This window comes from Pseudomonas sp. efr-133-TYG-5 (assembly GCF_030209175.1).
Taxonomy (GTDB): domain Bacteria; phylum Pseudomonadota; class Gammaproteobacteria; order Pseudomonadales; family Pseudomonadaceae; genus Aquipseudomonas.
In genome coordinates this window covers 969,501-984,544 of sequence record NZ_JARVSM010000001.1, presented here as the reverse complement: position 1 = coordinate 984,544, position 15,044 = coordinate 969,501, and the positions used below count along the sequence as shown (strand labels likewise).

Genomic DNA, 15,044 nt, shown 5'->3' with positions numbered 1-15,044 from the left:
CTCATTTGGCAAACAATTGGCCGATGTCCTTGAACGCCTTGAATTCCAGGGCATTGCCGCACGGGTCGAAGAGAAACATGGTCGCTTGCTCGCCGACCTGGCCCTGAAAACGAATCCCCGGCTCGATGACAAACTGCGTACCCAGCGCCTGCAAGCGCTCGGCCAGCGCCTGCCAGGCCTGCATCGTCAGCACCACGCCAAAATGCGGCACCGGCACGTCGTGACCGTCCACGGCGTTGGTGTGCGCGGCTTCCTGGGCGGCGTTCTTCGGCGCCAGATGAATCACCAGTTGGTGGCCAAAGAAATTGAAGTCGACCCAGTGCGTACTGGAACGGCCTTCTTCCAGACCAAACACGTCGCGATAGAAATGCCGCGCGGCGGCCAGGTCATACACCGGAATGGCCAGATGAAAAGGGCTGAGAGGCATGTGATCAATCTCGGTCAACGATGGGGTAACGCCAGTTTACCGCTGTGCTTTTCGATGGAAAGACGATAGTTTTTTCGTCGAGCTCAAATTATTTCGATCAATCGAGAAGCCCATGCTGCGTGAACTGAAAACCTTTCTCGCGGTGGCCCGTCACGGCACCTTCGCCGCCGCCGGCCTGCATATCGGCCTGACCCAATCGGCGGTCAGCGCGCAGATTCGCAACCTGGAACAGGCGCTGGGGGTGCGCCTGTTCGACCGCACCGGGCGCCAGGCCATCCTCAATCCGGCCGGGCAGCGCGCGGTGCCGCTGGCCGAGGAAATGCTCGCGACTTTCCAGCGCATGGCGGTCAGCGAAGCGGCGGGCGAATATCGCGGCGAACTGAAAATCGGCGCCGTGGCCACCGCGCAAACCGGGCTCTTGCCGCACGCCCTGGTGCGCCTGCGCCAACAGGCGCCGGGCCTGGAGCCCAAACTGGTGCCGGGGGTGTCGCTGAACCTGCTGAGTCAGGTCGATGCCGGTGAAGTGGACTTGGCGATCATGATCAAGCCGCCGTTCGAACTGCCCAAGGAACTGTCGGCGCAGGTGATCCGCCGTGAGCCGTTCGTGCTGATCGTGCCGCTGACTGTCGATGGCGACGAGCCGTTGCAGCTGCTTGCCGAACAGCCCCACGTGCGCTACGACCGCAACTCGTTCGGCGGCCGACTGGTGACGCGATTCCTGCGCGAACAGCGCCTGGAGGTCCGTGTCGCGCTGGAGCTCGACGAGCTGGACGCCATTGTGAAGATGGTCGAGTGCGGCCTCGGCGTTTCGCTGCTGCCGAAGGCCGGTTTGTGGCTGGAGCAGCCGTTGAAAGTGCGGGTGATCGAGCTGGCTGAACTGACGTTCTATCGCGAACTGGTTCTGCTGCAGCGCTACAGCCAGCGTGGATTGCCGATCCAGCAGATGTTCGCCAGTTGCCTGCAGTGAAAAAGCCACCGCCGTGAGTATTGGCCGGTAAAGACACCGATATGGCCCGGCCGGACCATCGAACTGTCAGATCTGACAGGTGCCAACGCCGCCTGGTGCGCGCAATAGTCCTTCCTGTCAGCGCGTCGGCTCTTCGCCACTCGATTGCGAGTGCACGGGCGAGCAGGGCGCAACTACCTGAAGGATGCAGACCATGGCCGCTCCGAACCACTTCGACGATCGCGCAAAACCTGGCGATCTGGATACGACGTTTGCCGACAACGGCATCTTCACCTTTCCAGCCTCCTGGGGCTCGATCCGCTCCATCGCTGCCGATTCCCAAGGGCGCCTGGTGCTGGTGGCCTGGGCCTCGCCTGAGTTTTACCTGTGCCGCATCCTCGCGGACGGCACGCTGGATCGGCAGTTTGGCCGCGACGGTGTCACCGCGTGGACCTTCGAGCCGCAGACCGACTCGTTGCCGGCCAAGGTGATGGTACAGGCCGATGGCAAGATTCTGGTGCTGGGCGCCGCCGGCAACAATCCGAACCAGCGGGTGACGATGTTGACCCGCTTCAACGAGAACGGCAGCCCGGATCTGGTGTTCGGCAATAAAATCATTCCCGGCAAAGAGTTCAGCGGCCCGCAAGGTTGTCTGCAGCAGGATGGCAAGGTCCTGGTGCTGGTGGTCAGGGGCGTGGATAACAGCGATGAGCAGATCAGCCTGCTTTATCGCCTGCAGGCCAACGGCGAGATCGACCGGGAGTTTTTCGAACAGGGGTTCATCAAGCTCAAACTCGACGGTGCGCAACTGCGCGGCGAAGCCGTGACCGTTACGCCGGACGGGCGGATTCTGGTGGGGGTCACGGCGCGGCGAGAAAATGACATGCCATTGACCAAAGCCGTTGCCAGATTCCTCCCGGATGGAACACTCGATCACTCTTTCGGCCAGGCGGGCTGGTGGGAGTCCGAAGGCATCACCTCCTTGATCAATATCGCCGCAGACCCGCAGGGCATTGTCTGTGTCGGCTATCACACGACGCCGGACCAGGGGCGTTTTGCGAGCATCTCCAGACTGACCCCTGACGGCGCCTATGCACCGACATTCAATAATGGCCAATCCCTCCATATCGATATTCCCGCCGACAGGCCTGGCTACTTCGTTAAATGCAATTCAGCGTTGGTCCAGACCGACGGGAAAATCGTCGTGGCCGGTGATGCTGGATTCGAATCCCACGCCTTCTGGCTGCGACTGTTGCCCGATGGCAGTCTCGACCCGGATTTTGGCGAGCAAGGGCTGGTGGTGCATGACCGGCGAACCGCGTTCTGGGATGTGCATCAGCAACATGCCCGCCAGCGCATGCTGGCGGCCGTGGATCAAATGCCGGCGCGCCTGCCGTGTGTATTGGGGATCTGGCTCGGGGAAACCGGTGAGTGAACCTGGAGCATTACGCTGGCGTGTTGCTCAGTGTTCGGCGGGCATTGGTTGACGCAATGCCAGTGCCACCCTTCAGAAGGAGGAAAACCATGGCAATTGAAGACCGCTCCATCCACCTGGCCGCTGCGGGTGAACTGGATCCTGCGTTTGCCAACAACGGTATTTATGCGATTCCAACGTCCAGGGGCTCGATCAGGTCGATCGTGATCGATGAACAGGGGGCCATGCTCCTGGCGGTCTGGGTCACATCGCGGATCTGGATTTATCGCGTCTTGCCCGATGCAACGCTGGACCCGCAGTTTGGCCGCAATGGTGTCATTGAGTGGGAGTTCATTACCGGCGTCGATTCGCTGCCGGCCAGGCTGATGTTGCAGGCGGACGGCAAGATTGTCGTGATCGGCCAGGTGGGGCTCGATCCCTTTCGCCGCGAGACGGCGCTGACGCGGTTTAATCCCAGTGGCAGTCCTGATCTGATTTTCGGCAATAAAATCATTTCCGGTGCAAATGCCTGGGGGCCTACCGGTTGTTTGCAGGCAGACGGCAAGATACTGGTGCTGGTGCACCGATCGGACCCACAGAATCAACGGACAACCGAACTTCATCGACTGCTGGCCAATGGCGAAGTCGACCTGGCGTTTGGCGGGCAAGGTTTCATCGAGGTTCGTTTCAATGATGCGCGCTCCGAAGGCGCGGCTGTCGCGGTCACCGACGATGGCAAAATCCTCGTGGGCGGAACTGTCAGACGGGAGGGCGAAAACCCCTGGACCCAGGCGGTGGCCAGATATTTCCCGGGCGGCGGGCTCGATGCTTCATTCGGACGCGCCGGTTACTGGGAGTCGGAACACAATTACACAATGGAAAACATGTCCGTCGATGCCAACGCCATCGTGTGTGTCGGCCATGGCGTGAGCAACGCGGGTCTGCGTGTCGCGTGCATCTCCCGATTGACGGCTGATGGGCTAGACGACCCGACGTTCAATGACGGGCGAACCGTTGTTGTCGACATTCCCTCGCAAGTACCCGGCTACGAGGTGAATTGCCGATCGGTTGCAATCCAGGCCGACAACAGCGTGGTCGTCGGCGGTCTGGTGGGGCCTTATCCAAACGCATACTGGTTGCGTCTTTTGCCGGATGGCCGTCTCGATTCGGATTTTGCCGATCAAGGAATCAAGGTGTATGAGCGGCCCAGCCTTCTGTACGACTTGCAGATCCTGGCCAATCAGCAGCGTCTGCTGGCGGCGGTGGATGACAACGATCCGCGCAAACCCTACGTGCTCGGCATTCAACTGCAATAAACGGCGGCGAATGGCGCGCGCCGACAGCAAAAAAAACCCGCCAATCGGCGGGTTTTTTCCTGGCTAGGCGAAGATCACTCTTCGATGTTGCCCATGGCGGTGGTGTTGAAGCCGCCGTCCACGTACATGATTTCACCGCTGATGCCCGACGCCAGGTCGGAGCACAGGAAGGCGCCGGCGTTGCCGACTTCTTCGATGGTGACGTTGCGGCGCAGTGGGGTTTGCGCTTCGTTGGCGGCCAGCATCTTGCGGAAGTTCTTGATGCCCGAGGCCGCCAGGGTACGGATCGGACCGGCCGATACGCAGTTGACGCGGGTGCCGTCCGGGCCCAGGGAGCCGGCCAGGTAACGTACGCCGGCTTCCAGCGAAGCCTTGGCCATGCCCATGACGTTGTAGTTCGGCATGGTGCGCTCGGCGCCCAGGTACGACAGGGTCAGCAGGCTGCCGTTGCGGCCCTTCATCATTTCGCGACCGGCCTTGGCCAGGGCCACGAAGCTGTAGGCGCTGATGTCGTGAGCGATGCGGAAACCTTCGCGGGTGGTGGCTTCGGTGAAGTCGCCGTCCAGTTGGTCGCCCGGGGCGAAGCCGACGGAGTGCACGATGCAGTCCAGGCCGTCCCACTTCTTGCTCAGTGCTTCGAAGACCTTGGCGATTTCTTCATCGCTGGCCACGTCGCACGGGAAGCACAGCTCAGGGCTCGAGCCCCAGCCCTGGGCGAATTCTTCGACACGACCTTTGAGTTTGTCGTTCTGATAAGTGAAGGCAAGCTCAGCGCCCTCGCGATGCATGGCGGCAGCGATGCCGGATGCGATGGACAGCTTGCTGGCGACACCGACGATCAGTACGCGCTTACCGGCGAGAAAACCCATGTGTTGCTCCTCTTTCAGGTTATTGCGCAGTGGCTGGTGCCAGAAAAGCGGCCTCCAGCAACTGCTGTGTATACGGATGTTGGGGGGCGGCAAAGATGCTTTGCGCGTCTCCCTGTTCGACCACTTGGCCATGCTTGACCACCATCAGCTGGTGGCTCAGCGCTTTGACGACAGCCAGGTCATGGCTGATGAACAAATACGTCAGGTTGTACTTGGCTTGCAGTGAACGCAACAGCTCCACCACTTGCCGCTGCACCGTGCGGTCGAGCGCCGATGTCGGCTCGTCCAGCAGGATCAGCGCCGGTTTGAGCACCAGGGCCCGGGCAATGGCGATACGTTGCCGCTGCCCACCGGAAAATTCGTGGGGGTAGCGGTGCCGGGTTTCCGGATCCAGACCTACCTCCTTCAATGCCGCGATAATCGCTGCTTCCTGTTCCGCCGGCGTGCCCATCTTGTGGATCCGCAGGCCCTCGCCAACGATGTCGCTCACGCACATCCGCGGGCTCAGGCTGCCAAATGGGTCCTGGAACACCACCTGCATCTCCCGGCGCAACGGGCGAACCTCGTTCTGCGTCAGGCAGTCTAGCTGCTTGCCCTCGAAACGGATCGCGCCCTGGCTGCCGATCAGCCGCAAAATCGCCAGGCCGAGGGTGGATTTGCCGGAACCGCTTTCGCCGACGATCCCCAGCGTCTGCCCCTGGGGCAGGCTGAAATTGATGCCGTCCACCGCCTTGACGTGATCCACCGTGCGCTTGAGCAGGCCTTTCTTGATCGGGAACCAGACTTTCAGGTCTTCGACCTCGAGCAGCGGCGCGCCGATTTTATTGCTCGCCGGGCCTCCGCTGGGCTCCGCGCCAAGCAGTTCCCGCGTGTACGGATGCTGCGGCGAACGGAACAACTCTGCGCACGATGCCTGTTCGACGATGCAACCGCGCTGCATGACACATACACGATGCGCAATTCTTCGCACCAGATTCAAATCATGGCTGATCAGCAGCAGCGCCATGCCCAATCGAGCCTGCAATTGCTTGAGCAGGTCGAGGATTTTCAGCTGAACGGTCACGTCCAGCGCAGTGGTCGGCTCGTCGGCGATCAGCAGTTCCGGTTCGTTGGCCAGGGCCATGGCGATCATCACCCGCTGGCGCTGGCCACCGGACAATTCGTGGGGCAGGGCCTTGAGGCGCTTGTGCGGCTCGGGAATGCCGACCATCTCCAGCAGCTCGAGGGTACGCCGGGTCGCGACTTTGCCGGTCAGCCCCTTGTGGATGCCCAGCACCTCGTTGATCTGCTTCTCGATGGAATGCAGCGGATTGAGCGACGTCATCGGCTCCTGAAAGATCATCGCGATGCGGTTGCCGCGAATGTGGCGAATGGTTTTTTCTTTCAGTTCCAGCAGGTTCTGCCCGGAGTAGGTGATGCTGCCGGACGGATGGCGGGCGATCGGATACGGCAGCAGGCGCAGGATCGAGTGCGCCGTCACCGATTTGCCCGAGCCGGACTCACCGACCAGGGCCAGGGTTTCGCCACGCTTGATGTCGAAACTGACGCCTTCGACCACACGGTGTACGCGCTCGCCCAGGCCGAATTCAACGGCGAGGTCGCGCACTTCGATCAGATTGTCCTGATTCATTTCACTTCCTCGGGTCGAAGGCATCGCGAGCGGACTCGCCGATAAACACCAGCAAACTCAACATCAATGCCAGCACGGCAAACGCGCTCATGCCCAGCCACGGCGCCTGCAGGTTGGATTTGCCCTGGGCCACCAGTTCACCCAGCGACGGACTGCCGGCCGGCAAGCCGAAACCGAGGAAATCCAGTGCGGTCAGGGTGCCGATGGCGCCGGTGAGGATGAACGGCATGAAGGTCATGGTCGAGACCATGGCATTGGGCAGGATGTGGCGGAACATGATCGCACCGTTCTGCATGCCCAGCGCGCGTGCCGCGCGCACGTACTCGAGGTTGCGCCCTCGGAGGAATTCGGCGCGCACCACGTCGACCAGGCTCATCCACGAGAACAGCAGCATGATGCCCAGCAGCCACCAGAAGTTCGGCTGCACAAAACTGGCGAGAATGATCAGCAGGTAGAGCACCGGCAGGCCCGACCAGATCTCCAGGAAACGCTGCCCGGCGAGGTCGACCCAGCCGCCGTAGAAACCCTGCAGGGCACCGGCAATCACGCCGATGATCGAACTGAGCACGGTCAGCGTCAGGGCGAACAGCACGGAAATGCGGAAGCCGTAGATCACCCGTGCCAGTACGTCGCGGCCCTGGTCATCGGTGCCCAGCAGGTTGTCCGCCGAAGGCGGGGCGGGGGCCGGGACTTTCAGGTCGTAATTGATGCTCTGGTAGCTGTAGGGAATCGGCGCCCACAGAATCCAGGCGTCCTTGGCCTTGAGCAGCTCGCGGATGTACGGGCTCTTGTAGTTGGCTTCCAGCGGGAATTCGCCGCCGAAGGTGGTTTCCGGGTAACGCTTGATCGCCGGGAAATACCAATGGTTGTCGTAGTGCACCACCAGCGGCTTGTCGTTGGCGATCAGCTCGGCGCCGAGGCTCAGGCCGAACAGAATCAGAAACAGCCACAGCGACCACCAGCCACGCTTGTTGGCCTTGAACAGTTCGAAACGCCGGCGATTGAGCGGGGACAGGTTCATCTCAATGCTCCCGGCTGGCAAAGTCGATGCGCGGATCGACCAGGGTGTAGGTGAGGTCACCGATCAGTTTCACCACCAGTCCGAGCAGGGTGAAGATGAACAGCGTACCGAACACCACCGGGTAATCGCGGTTGATCGCCGCTTCGAAACTCATCAGGCCGAGGCCGTCGAGGGAGAAAATCACCTCCACCAGCAGCGAGCCGGTGAAGAAGATGCCGATGAATGCCGAAGGGAAACCGGCGATCACCAGCAGCATGGCGTTGCGGAACACATGGCCGTACAGCACGCGGTTGCGCGTCAGGCCCTTGGCCTTGGCAGTCACCACGTATTGCTTGTTGATCTCGTCGAGGAAGCTGTTTTTGGTCAGCAGGGTCATGGTCGCGAAGTTGCCGATCACCAGCGCAGTCACCGGCAGCGCCAGGTGCCAGAAGTAGTCGAGGACCTTGCCGCCCAGGCTCAGCTCATCGAAGTTGTTCGAGGTCAGCCCGCGCAGCGGAAACCAGTCGAGGTAGCTGCCGCCGGCGAACACCACGATCAGCAGGATGGCAAACAGGAACGCCGGGATCGCGTAGCCGACGATGATCGCCGAACTGGTCCAGACGTCGAAATGGCTGCCATGCCGGGTGGCCTTGGCGATCCCCAGCGGGATCGACACCAGGTACATGATCAGCGTGCTCCACAGCCCGAGGGAGATCGACACCGGCATCTTTTCCTTGATCAGGTCGATGACCTTGGCGTCGCGGAAGAAGCTGTCGCCGAAGTCGAGGCGCGCGTAGTTCTTGACCATGATCCACAGGCGTTCCGGGGCCGATTTGTCGAACCCGTACATGTGCTCGATTTCCTTGATCAGCGCAGGGTCCAGGCCCTGCGCGCCGCGATAGGCGGAGCCGGCCACCGAAACTTCGGCGCCGCCACCGGCGATGCGGCTGGTGGCGCCTTCGAAGCCTTCGAGCTTGGCGATCATCTGCTCGACCGGCCCGCCGGGCGCGGCCTGGATGATCACGAAGTTGATCAGCAGGATGCCGAACAGGGTCGGAATGATCAGCAACAGTCGTCGGAAAATGTAAGCCAGCATCTGATTACTCCGTGCCCACAGGTTCGGCTTGCAGTTGGGTTTCGACTTCTACCGCCGGTTTGGTATCGGGTTTGACCCACCAGGTATTAATGCCGATGTCGTACTTGGGGGAGACTTTCGGGTGACCGATGTGGTTCCAGTAAGCCACGCGCCAGGTCTTGATGTGCCAGTTGGGGATCACGTAGTAGCCCCATTGCAGGACGCGGTCGAGGGCGCGGGCATGGGCCACCAGGCTCTTGCGCGAATCGGCGTTGATCAGCTGCTCGACCAGTTGATCGACCACCGGATCCTTCAGACCCATGGTGTTGCGGCTGCTGGGTTTGTCGGCGGCGGCGCTCATCCAGAACTCGCGCTGCTCGTTACCCGGCGAGTTGGACTGCGGGAAACTGCCGACGATCATGTCGAAATCCCGTGAACGCACGCGATTGATGTATTGCGAAACGTCGACGCGGCGGATCACCAGGTCGATGCCGAGGTCGGCGAGGTTGCGCTTGAACGGCAGCAGCACGCGCTCGAACTCGGTCTGCGCGAGGAGGAATTCGAGGCTTACCGGTTTGCCGGTGGCGTCGACCATTTTGTCGTCGACGATTTTCCAGCCGGCCTCCTGCAGCAATTGATAGGCCTCGCGCTGCTGGGCGCGGATCATGCCGCTGGCGTCGGTTTTCGGGTTTTCGAATGCTTCGCTGAACACCTGGGCCGGCAACTGGTTGCGGAACGGCGCGAGGATTGCCAGTTGATCGGCGTCGGGCAGGCCGGTGGCGGCCATTTCCGAGTTCTCGAAGTAGCTGCGGGTGCGCGCGTAGGCGCCGTTGAACAGCTGCTTGTTGGTCCATTCGAAATCGAGCAGCAGGCTCAGCGCCTGACGCACCCGCACGTCCTGGAAAACCGGACGACGCAGGTTGTAGACGAAGCCCTGCATGCCGGTCGGGTTGCCGTTGGGGATCTGTTCCTTGATCAGGCGCCCCTCGGTCACTGCCGGGATGTTGTAGGCGTTGGCCCAGTTTTTCGCGGTCATTTCCAGCCAGTAGTCGAACTGCCCGGCCTTCAGTGCCTCGAGGGCCACGGTGTTGTCGCGGTAGTAATCACTGGTCATCACGTCGAAGTTGTAGAAACCGCGATTGACCGGCAGGTCCTTGCCCCAGTAGTCCTTGACCCGTTCGTAGCGCACCGAGCGCCCGGCCTTGACCTCGGCCACCTTGTACGGGCCGCTGCCCAGCGGAATCTCCAGGTTGCCCTTGTTGAAGTCGCGGCTGGCCCACCAGTGTTTCGGCAGCACCGGCAACTGGCCGAGGATCAACGGCAGTTCGCGGTTGTTGGTGTGCTTGAACCTGAACAGCACCTTGAGCGGATCTTCGGCGATCACCTCGGCCACATCGTTGTAATAGCCGCGATACAGCGGCGAGCCGTCCTTGGTCAGGGTCTGGAAGCTGAACACCACGTCCTCGGCACGCACCGGGTGGCCGTCGTGGAAACGTGCTTCGGGGCGCAGGTAGAAGCGCACCCAGCTGTTGTCCGGCGCCTTTTCGATCTGGCTGGCGATCAGGCCGTACTCGGTGAACGGTTCGTCGAGGCTGTGCTTGGTCAGGGTGTCGTAGATCTGCCCGATGTCATCCGCCGGCACGCCTTTGCTGATGAACGGGTTGAGGCTGTCGAAGCCACCGAACCCGGCCTGGCGGAAGATCCCGCCCTTGGGTGCGTCGGCATTCACGTAATCGAAATGCTTGAAGTCGGCCGGGTATTTCGGCGGCTCGTTGTACAGGGTCACGGCGTGTTGCGGGGCGGCGCAGGCCAGCCCGGCGAACAACAGGCCGCCGGCCTGCACGAGCAGGGCGCGCAAGGGCTTCATTGAACGTTCTCCGAAGACTTCAGCCACCACGCGCTCAGGCCCAGGGTGTAGGGCGGCGTGGTGACGAAGGCGAACCGGTTGCGGTACGCCAGACGGTGATAATTGAGGTACCAGTTGGGAATGCTGTAGTGCTGCCAGAGCAACACGCGGTCCAGGGCCTTGCCGGCGGCGACCTGTTCATCGCGGGTGCGCGCGGCGAGCAGTTGCTCGAGCAGGTGGTCGACCACCGGGTTGGCAATGCCGGCGTAATTCTTGCTGCCCTTGATCCCGACCTGGCTCGAGTGGAAATACTGCCACTGCTCAAGGCCGGGACTGAGGGTCTGGTTCAGGGTCATCAGGATCATGTCGAAGTCGAACTGATCCAGGCGTTGTTTGTACTGCGCGCGGTCCACCGTGCGCAGGCGCGCGTCGATGCCGATGCTGTTGAGGTTCTCGATGTACGGCTGGAGGATGCGTTCCAGGTTCGGGTTGACCAGCAGCAGTTCGAAGCTCAGCGGCTGCCCTGCGGCGTTCTGCAAGCGCTGGCCGTTGAGCTTCCAGCCGGCCTCGGCTAGCAGCGCCAGCGCCTTGCGCATGGTGTCGCGGGGGATGCCGCGGCCGTCGGTCTGCGGCAGGGTGAACGGCTCGGTGAACAACCGCGCAGGGAGCTGCTCCTTGTACGGCTTGAGCATCAGCCATTCGTGGCCGACCGGCAGGCCGCCGGCGCTGAATTCGCTGTTGGGGTAGTAGCTGGTGGTGCGTTTGTAGGCGTCGCTGAACAGCGTGCGATTGGTCCACTCGAAATCGAACATCAGGCCCATGGCCTCGCGCACCTTGACGTCGGCGAAGGTCGCGCGCCGGGTGTTCATGAACAGGCCCTGGCTCTGGGTCGGGATCTGGTGCGGGATCTGCGCCTTGATCACATCGCCTCGGCGGATCGCCGGGAAGTTGTAGCCGTTGGCCCAGTTCTTCGCCTGATGTTCGATATAGATGTCGAATTCGCCGGCCTTGAAGGCTTCGAAGGCGACGTCGCTGTCGCGGTAGAACTCGACCTCCATGCGATCGAAGTTGTACTTGCCGCGATTGACCGGCAGGTCCTTGCCCCAGTAGTCCTTGACCCGCTCGAACACCAGTTGCCGCCCCGGCGTCACCGAAGTGATCCTGTACGGTCCGCTGCCCAGTGGCGGTTCGAACGTGGTGGCCTTGAAATCGCGGCCCTTCCAGTAGTGCTGTGGCAGTACCGGCAACTCCCCGAGGCGCAGAATCAGCAACGGATTGCCGGAACGCTTGAGCACGAAGCGGATGCGCTGTGCATTGAGGATGTCGACGCGCAGCACTTCCTGCAGGGCGGTGCGGTACAACGGGTGGCCTTCCTTGAGCAGCAGGCGATAGGAAAACGCCACGTCGTAGGCGGTGATCGGCGTGCCGTCGTGGAAACGCGCCTGCGGGCGCAGGTTGAACACCACCCAGCTGCGATCTTCGCTGTACTCCACCGATTGCGCAATCAGGCCATAAGTGGAGGCCGGCTCGTCGCCGGACGGTGCGTACTGGCCGGTGCCGACCATCAGCGGCTCGTTCAGCTCGTTGATGCCGTACTGCAGGAAATTCGCCGTGGTGACCGGGCTGGTGCCCTTGAAGGTATAAGGATTGAGCGTATCGAAGGTGCCAAACGCCATCACCCGCAAAGTACCGCCCTTGGGCGCTTGCGGGTTGACCCAGTCGAAGTGGGTAAATCTGGCCGGGTACTTGAGCGTGCCGAACTGCGCATAACCGTGGCTTTCGGTAATCGTCGCGCTTGCGGGGGAGCTCAAGGCCAGGCTGATCAGGAGCAGGAGGAGGGGACGCTTCAAGTCAGATCCGATCCAGGCGGCTTGGGCTTTGTGGGCCGTACAGTAACAGCTTGTCCGGACAGGAAAAAGATCGCGGGTTAATGCGCGCTTAATCGCTGCCGCGAAGAGCCGCTCACCCTGAGCTTCTCCCGGAGGAAGAGGGCAGTGACCGCGGTGTCCCCTGGTACGACGCCGAGCTGAACGATCGAGTCGAGCGCGGAATTTGATCAGCTCCCGATCGGCCCCCTTTGTGCTCGCTCCCTTGGGGGCGGTCCGACGTTTCGGGAGGGCTGGGGCAAGGGTCTCAGGGGTTCCATAAAAACCGCATGCAAAAAAAAGCCCCTGGATTCCAGGGGCTCGTCTGTCAGTGCGGCTGATAAACCGTAAGCATCTGCCCCGGTTTCAGTGCCTTGCCCGCACCCGGGTTCCAACGCTTGAGATGCTGCATCTCGACGTTGAAGCGCTTGGCCACCACGTACAGCGTGTCACCGCGCTTGACCTTGTACTGGGTCTGCTTGCTGTCGTCGCTGGCCTTGCTCTTGCTGTTGGCCGCGATCACGGTGTTGACCCGACCACCGCTGCGCGCAGGGCTGCGCTTGGTGGTGTCCTGCATGACCAGGGTCTGGCCGACCTTGAGGTTCTTGCCGGTCAGCTTGTTCCAGCGTTGCAGGTCCTTGACTTCAACCTTGTTGGCCTTGGCGATGGAGCCGAGGTTGTCGCCACGCTTGACCCGGTAGGCTCGCTTGAGCTGGGCGACTTCACGGCTGTCGACCCCTTCGAACACCGGTTTCAGCGAGCGCGGGCTTATCAGCTCTTCCGGCCGCATGGTCTGCAGGCTCGCAGTCAGCAACTGCGCCTTCGAGGTCGGCACCAGCAGGTGCTGCGGGCCGTCGATGGTGGTGCGTTGCTTGAAGGCCGGGTTGAGCTGGAACAGCTCGTCTTCGTCGATGTTGGCCACCGCAGCGACCTTGGACAGGTCCATGCGCTGGTTGATTTCGACGACCTGGAAGTACGGTTCGTTGGCGATCGGGTTGAGGTTCACCCCGTACGCTTCCGGTGCCATGACCACTTGCGACAGCGCCAGCAACTTCGGCACGTAGGCCTGGGTTTCCGCCGGCAGCGGCAGGTTCCAGTAGTCGGTGGGCAGGCCGAGTTTCTCGTTGCGTTCGATGGCGCGGCTGACCGTGCCTTCACCGGCGTTGTACGCGGCCAGGGCCAGCAGCCAGTCGCCGTTGAACATGTCGTGCAGGCGGGTCAGGTAATCCATTGCCGCGGTGGTCGAGGCCGTGATGTCGCGACGACCGTCGTAGAAACGGGTCTGGCGCAGGTTGTAGTAACGCCCGGTGGAAGGGATGAATTGCCAGAGGCCCACGGCGTCGGCCCGGGAATAGGCCATCGGGTTGTAGGCGCTCTCGATCACCGGCAACAGCGCCAGTTCCAGCGGCATGTTGCGTTCTTCAAGGCGTTCAACGATGTAATGAATGTAGAGACTGCCGCGTTCACCGGCGTTCTCGAGGAAAGAGGGGTTGCTGGCGAACCACAGGCGCTGCTGCTCGATGCGCGGGTTGACGCCCAGGCCTTCCTGCAGCTGGAAGCCGCCGCGCATCCGTTCCCAGATATCCTGGGGCACTTGCGGGCTCGGCTTCTCGCTCAGCCAGATCGGCTTCTGCTTGGCTCGCGCAGCCATGTTCGGCGTATGGGTCGCTTCAGGCTGCGGAGCATGGCTGGAACAGCCCGCCAGCGTGGCGGACACAGCCACCGCGATGGCTTGCGCCAGGCGGGTCAATGCGTCTGAATTGACGGACTTACGTATGGATGACGACATTGGCTGGAAGTAAGTTCCGGGCAAAAATGTCGGGCGATTCTAGAAAGCGCACCCCTTGCGGTCAACCATTCAGAATTTTTGTACCAAGTGGTGAGTGCCCTAGAACTTATCTTTCCACGCACGCAGGGCCGCAAAAACCTCGCTCGGCGCCCGGTTTTGAGCGCCGTTCCGTTCGTCCACTTTTTGTGTAACTAATGTTTCAGCGGTGCGTAGAAACGGATTGGTGAGCTTTTCCAGCGCCAGGGTCGAGGGCAGGGTCATGACGCCGTTCTGCCGTTGCTGAGTGACTTTTTCCAGACGGGCGGCAATGTCCGGGTTGCCCGGTTCGACGGCGGCAGCGAATTTCAGGTTGCTCAAGGTGTACTCATGGGTGCAGTAGACCAGCGTATCCTCGGGCAGGGCGGCCAGTCGGCTCAGCGAGTCGTGCATCTGTTGCGGCGTGCCTTCGAACAGGCGCCCGCAACCGGCGGCGAACAGCGTGTCACCGCAGAACAGCAGGCCATGGTGGTAGTAGGCGATGTGCCCCAGGGTATGCCCCGGCACGGCGTAGACGGCGAAATCCCAGCCCAGCACGCGAACGCTGTCGTTGTCGTTGAGCGCGACGTCCCGGCCCGGGATGTTTTCGCTGGCCGGACCATAGACGGTGGCGTTGCTGGCCTGTTTCAAGGCCTCGACGCCACCGACGTGGTCATGGTGATGGTGGGTGATCAGAATGTCGCTGAGCACCCAGCCCGGGTGCGCGGCAAGCCAGGCCTGCACGGGCGCGGCGTCGCCCGGATCGACCACCGCGCAGCGCTGGCTGGCATGGTCCTGTAACAACCAGATGTAGTTGTCGGTGAAGGCGGGCAGGGCACTGATCTGTATCAT

12 protein-coding genes are annotated in these 15,044 nt (G+C 61.9%); 3 read left to right on the top strand and 9 right to left on the bottom strand.

The genetic code is table 11. The features are described from left to right. Position 1 precedes the first annotated feature (1 nt). Entirely contained in the window at positions 2-427 is a 426-nt protein-coding gene (locus tag QRN70_RS04355) for a VOC family protein (protein ID WP_285415982.1), read from the bottom strand. A 112-nt stretch (positions 428-539) separates the two neighbouring features. Here QRN70_RS04355 and QRN70_RS04350 point away from each other — a divergent pair, with 112 nt between their 5' ends. From QRN70_RS04350 to QRN70_RS04340, 3 genes are all read left to right on the top strand, one after another. Next, positions 540-1,394: a LysR family transcriptional regulator gene (locus tag QRN70_RS04350; protein WP_285415981.1), complete on the top strand. Its 855-nt coding sequence runs from the start codon at positions 540-542 to the stop codon at positions 1,392-1,394. Between the two features lie 193 nt (positions 1,395-1,587). Continuing rightward, positions 1,588-2,808: an NHL repeat-containing protein gene (locus QRN70_RS04345; RefSeq protein WP_285415980.1), complete on the top strand. Its 1,221-nt coding sequence runs from the start codon at positions 1,588-1,590 to the stop codon at positions 2,806-2,808. 89 nt (positions 2,809-2,897) lie between these two features. Then, positions 2,898-4,103, top strand: coding sequence for an NHL repeat-containing protein (locus tag QRN70_RS04340; protein ID WP_285415979.1), 1,206 nt, complete (start codon positions 2,898-2,900; stop codon positions 4,101-4,103). Positions 4,104-4,177: 74 nt separating this feature from the next. On the opposite strand, the gene fabI is transcribed toward QRN70_RS04340, so the two are convergent. From fabI to gloB, 8 genes are all read right to left on the bottom strand, one after another. Next, complete coding sequence (gene fabI / locus QRN70_RS04335) at positions 4,178-4,972, bottom strand: enoyl-ACP reductase FabI (protein ID WP_053119821.1); 795 nt, start codon at positions 4,970-4,972, stop codon at positions 4,178-4,180. A 19-nt stretch (positions 4,973-4,991) separates the two neighbouring features. Further along, a complete protein-coding gene (locus tag QRN70_RS04330; RefSeq protein ID WP_285415978.1) occupies positions 4,992-6,602 on the bottom strand; it encodes an ABC transporter ATP-binding protein in 1,611 nt (536 codons plus the stop codon). 1 nt (position 6,603) lies between these two features. Further along, the gene (locus QRN70_RS04325; RefSeq protein ID WP_285415977.1) at positions 6,604-7,623 is read right to left on the bottom strand and encodes an ABC transporter permease; all 1,020 of its coding nucleotides are present in this window, start codon (positions 7,621-7,623) and stop codon (positions 6,604-6,606) included. Position 7,624: 1 nt separating this feature from the next. Continuing rightward, positions 7,625-8,698: a microcin C ABC transporter permease YejB gene (locus QRN70_RS04320; protein ID WP_260523131.1), complete on the bottom strand. Its 1,074-nt coding sequence runs from the start codon at positions 8,696-8,698 to the stop codon at positions 7,625-7,627. A gap of 4 nt (positions 8,699-8,702) precedes the next feature. Next, entirely contained in the window at positions 8,703-10,544 is a 1,842-nt protein-coding gene (locus QRN70_RS04315; protein ID WP_285415976.1) for an extracellular solute-binding protein, read from the bottom strand. Next, positions 10,541-12,373, bottom strand: coding sequence for an extracellular solute-binding protein (locus QRN70_RS04310; protein WP_285415975.1), 1,833 nt, complete (start codon positions 12,371-12,373; stop codon positions 10,541-10,543). Before QRN70_RS04310 ends, QRN70_RS04315 begins: the two co-directional genes overlap by 4 nt. A 343-nt stretch (positions 12,374-12,716) precedes the next feature. After that, positions 12,717-14,177 (bottom strand): transglycosylase SLT domain-containing protein, encoded by a 1,461-nt coding sequence (locus QRN70_RS04305; protein ID WP_285415974.1) that lies wholly within the window; start codon positions 14,175-14,177, stop codon positions 12,717-12,719. A gap of 99 nt (positions 14,178-14,276) precedes the next feature. Beyond that, on the bottom strand, positions 14,277-15,044 hold the full coding sequence (gloB, locus tag QRN70_RS04300) for a hydroxyacylglutathione hydrolase (RefSeq protein WP_285415973.1): 768 nt from the start codon (positions 15,042-15,044) through the stop codon (positions 14,277-14,279).

Bases quoted from the DNA above. Each gene is read 5' to 3' on its own strand.
- QRN70_RS04340 (WP_285415979.1), top strand. From the start codon at position 2,898: ATGGCAATTGAAGACCGCTCCATCCACCTGGCCGCTGCGGGTGAACTG.
- QRN70_RS04325 (WP_285415977.1), bottom strand. From the start codon at position 7,623: ATGAACCTGTCCCCGCTCAATCGCCGGCGTTTCGAACTGTTCAAGGCC.
- QRN70_RS04315 (WP_285415976.1), bottom strand. From the start codon at position 10,544: ATGAAGCCCTTGCGCGCCCTGCTCGTGCAGGCCGGCGGCCTGTTGTTC.
- QRN70_RS04320 (WP_260523131.1), bottom strand. From the start codon at position 8,698: ATGCTGGCTTACATTTTCCGACGACTGTTGCTGATCATTCCGACCCTG.
- QRN70_RS04345 (WP_285415980.1), top strand. From the start codon at position 1,588: ATGGCCGCTCCGAACCACTTCGACGATCGCGCAAAACCTGGCGATCTG.
- QRN70_RS04350 (WP_285415981.1), top strand. From the start codon at position 540: ATGCTGCGTGAACTGAAAACCTTTCTCGCGGTGGCCCGTCACGGCACC.
- fabI (WP_053119821.1), bottom strand. From the start codon at position 4,972: ATGGGTTTTCTCGCCGGTAAGCGCGTACTGATCGTCGGTGTCGCCAGC.
- QRN70_RS04330 (WP_285415978.1), bottom strand. From the start codon at position 6,602: ATGAATCAGGACAATCTGATCGAAGTGCGCGACCTCGCCGTTGAATTC.
- gloB (WP_285415973.1), bottom strand. From the start codon at position 15,044: ATGATACAGATCAGTGCCCTGCCCGCCTTCACCGACAACTACATCTGG.
- QRN70_RS04355 (WP_285415982.1), bottom strand. From the start codon at position 427: ATGCCTCTCAGCCCTTTTCATCTGGCCATTCCGGTGTATGACCTGGCC.
- QRN70_RS04305 (WP_285415974.1), bottom strand. From the start codon at position 14,177: ATGTCGTCATCCATACGTAAGTCCGTCAATTCAGACGCATTGACCCGC.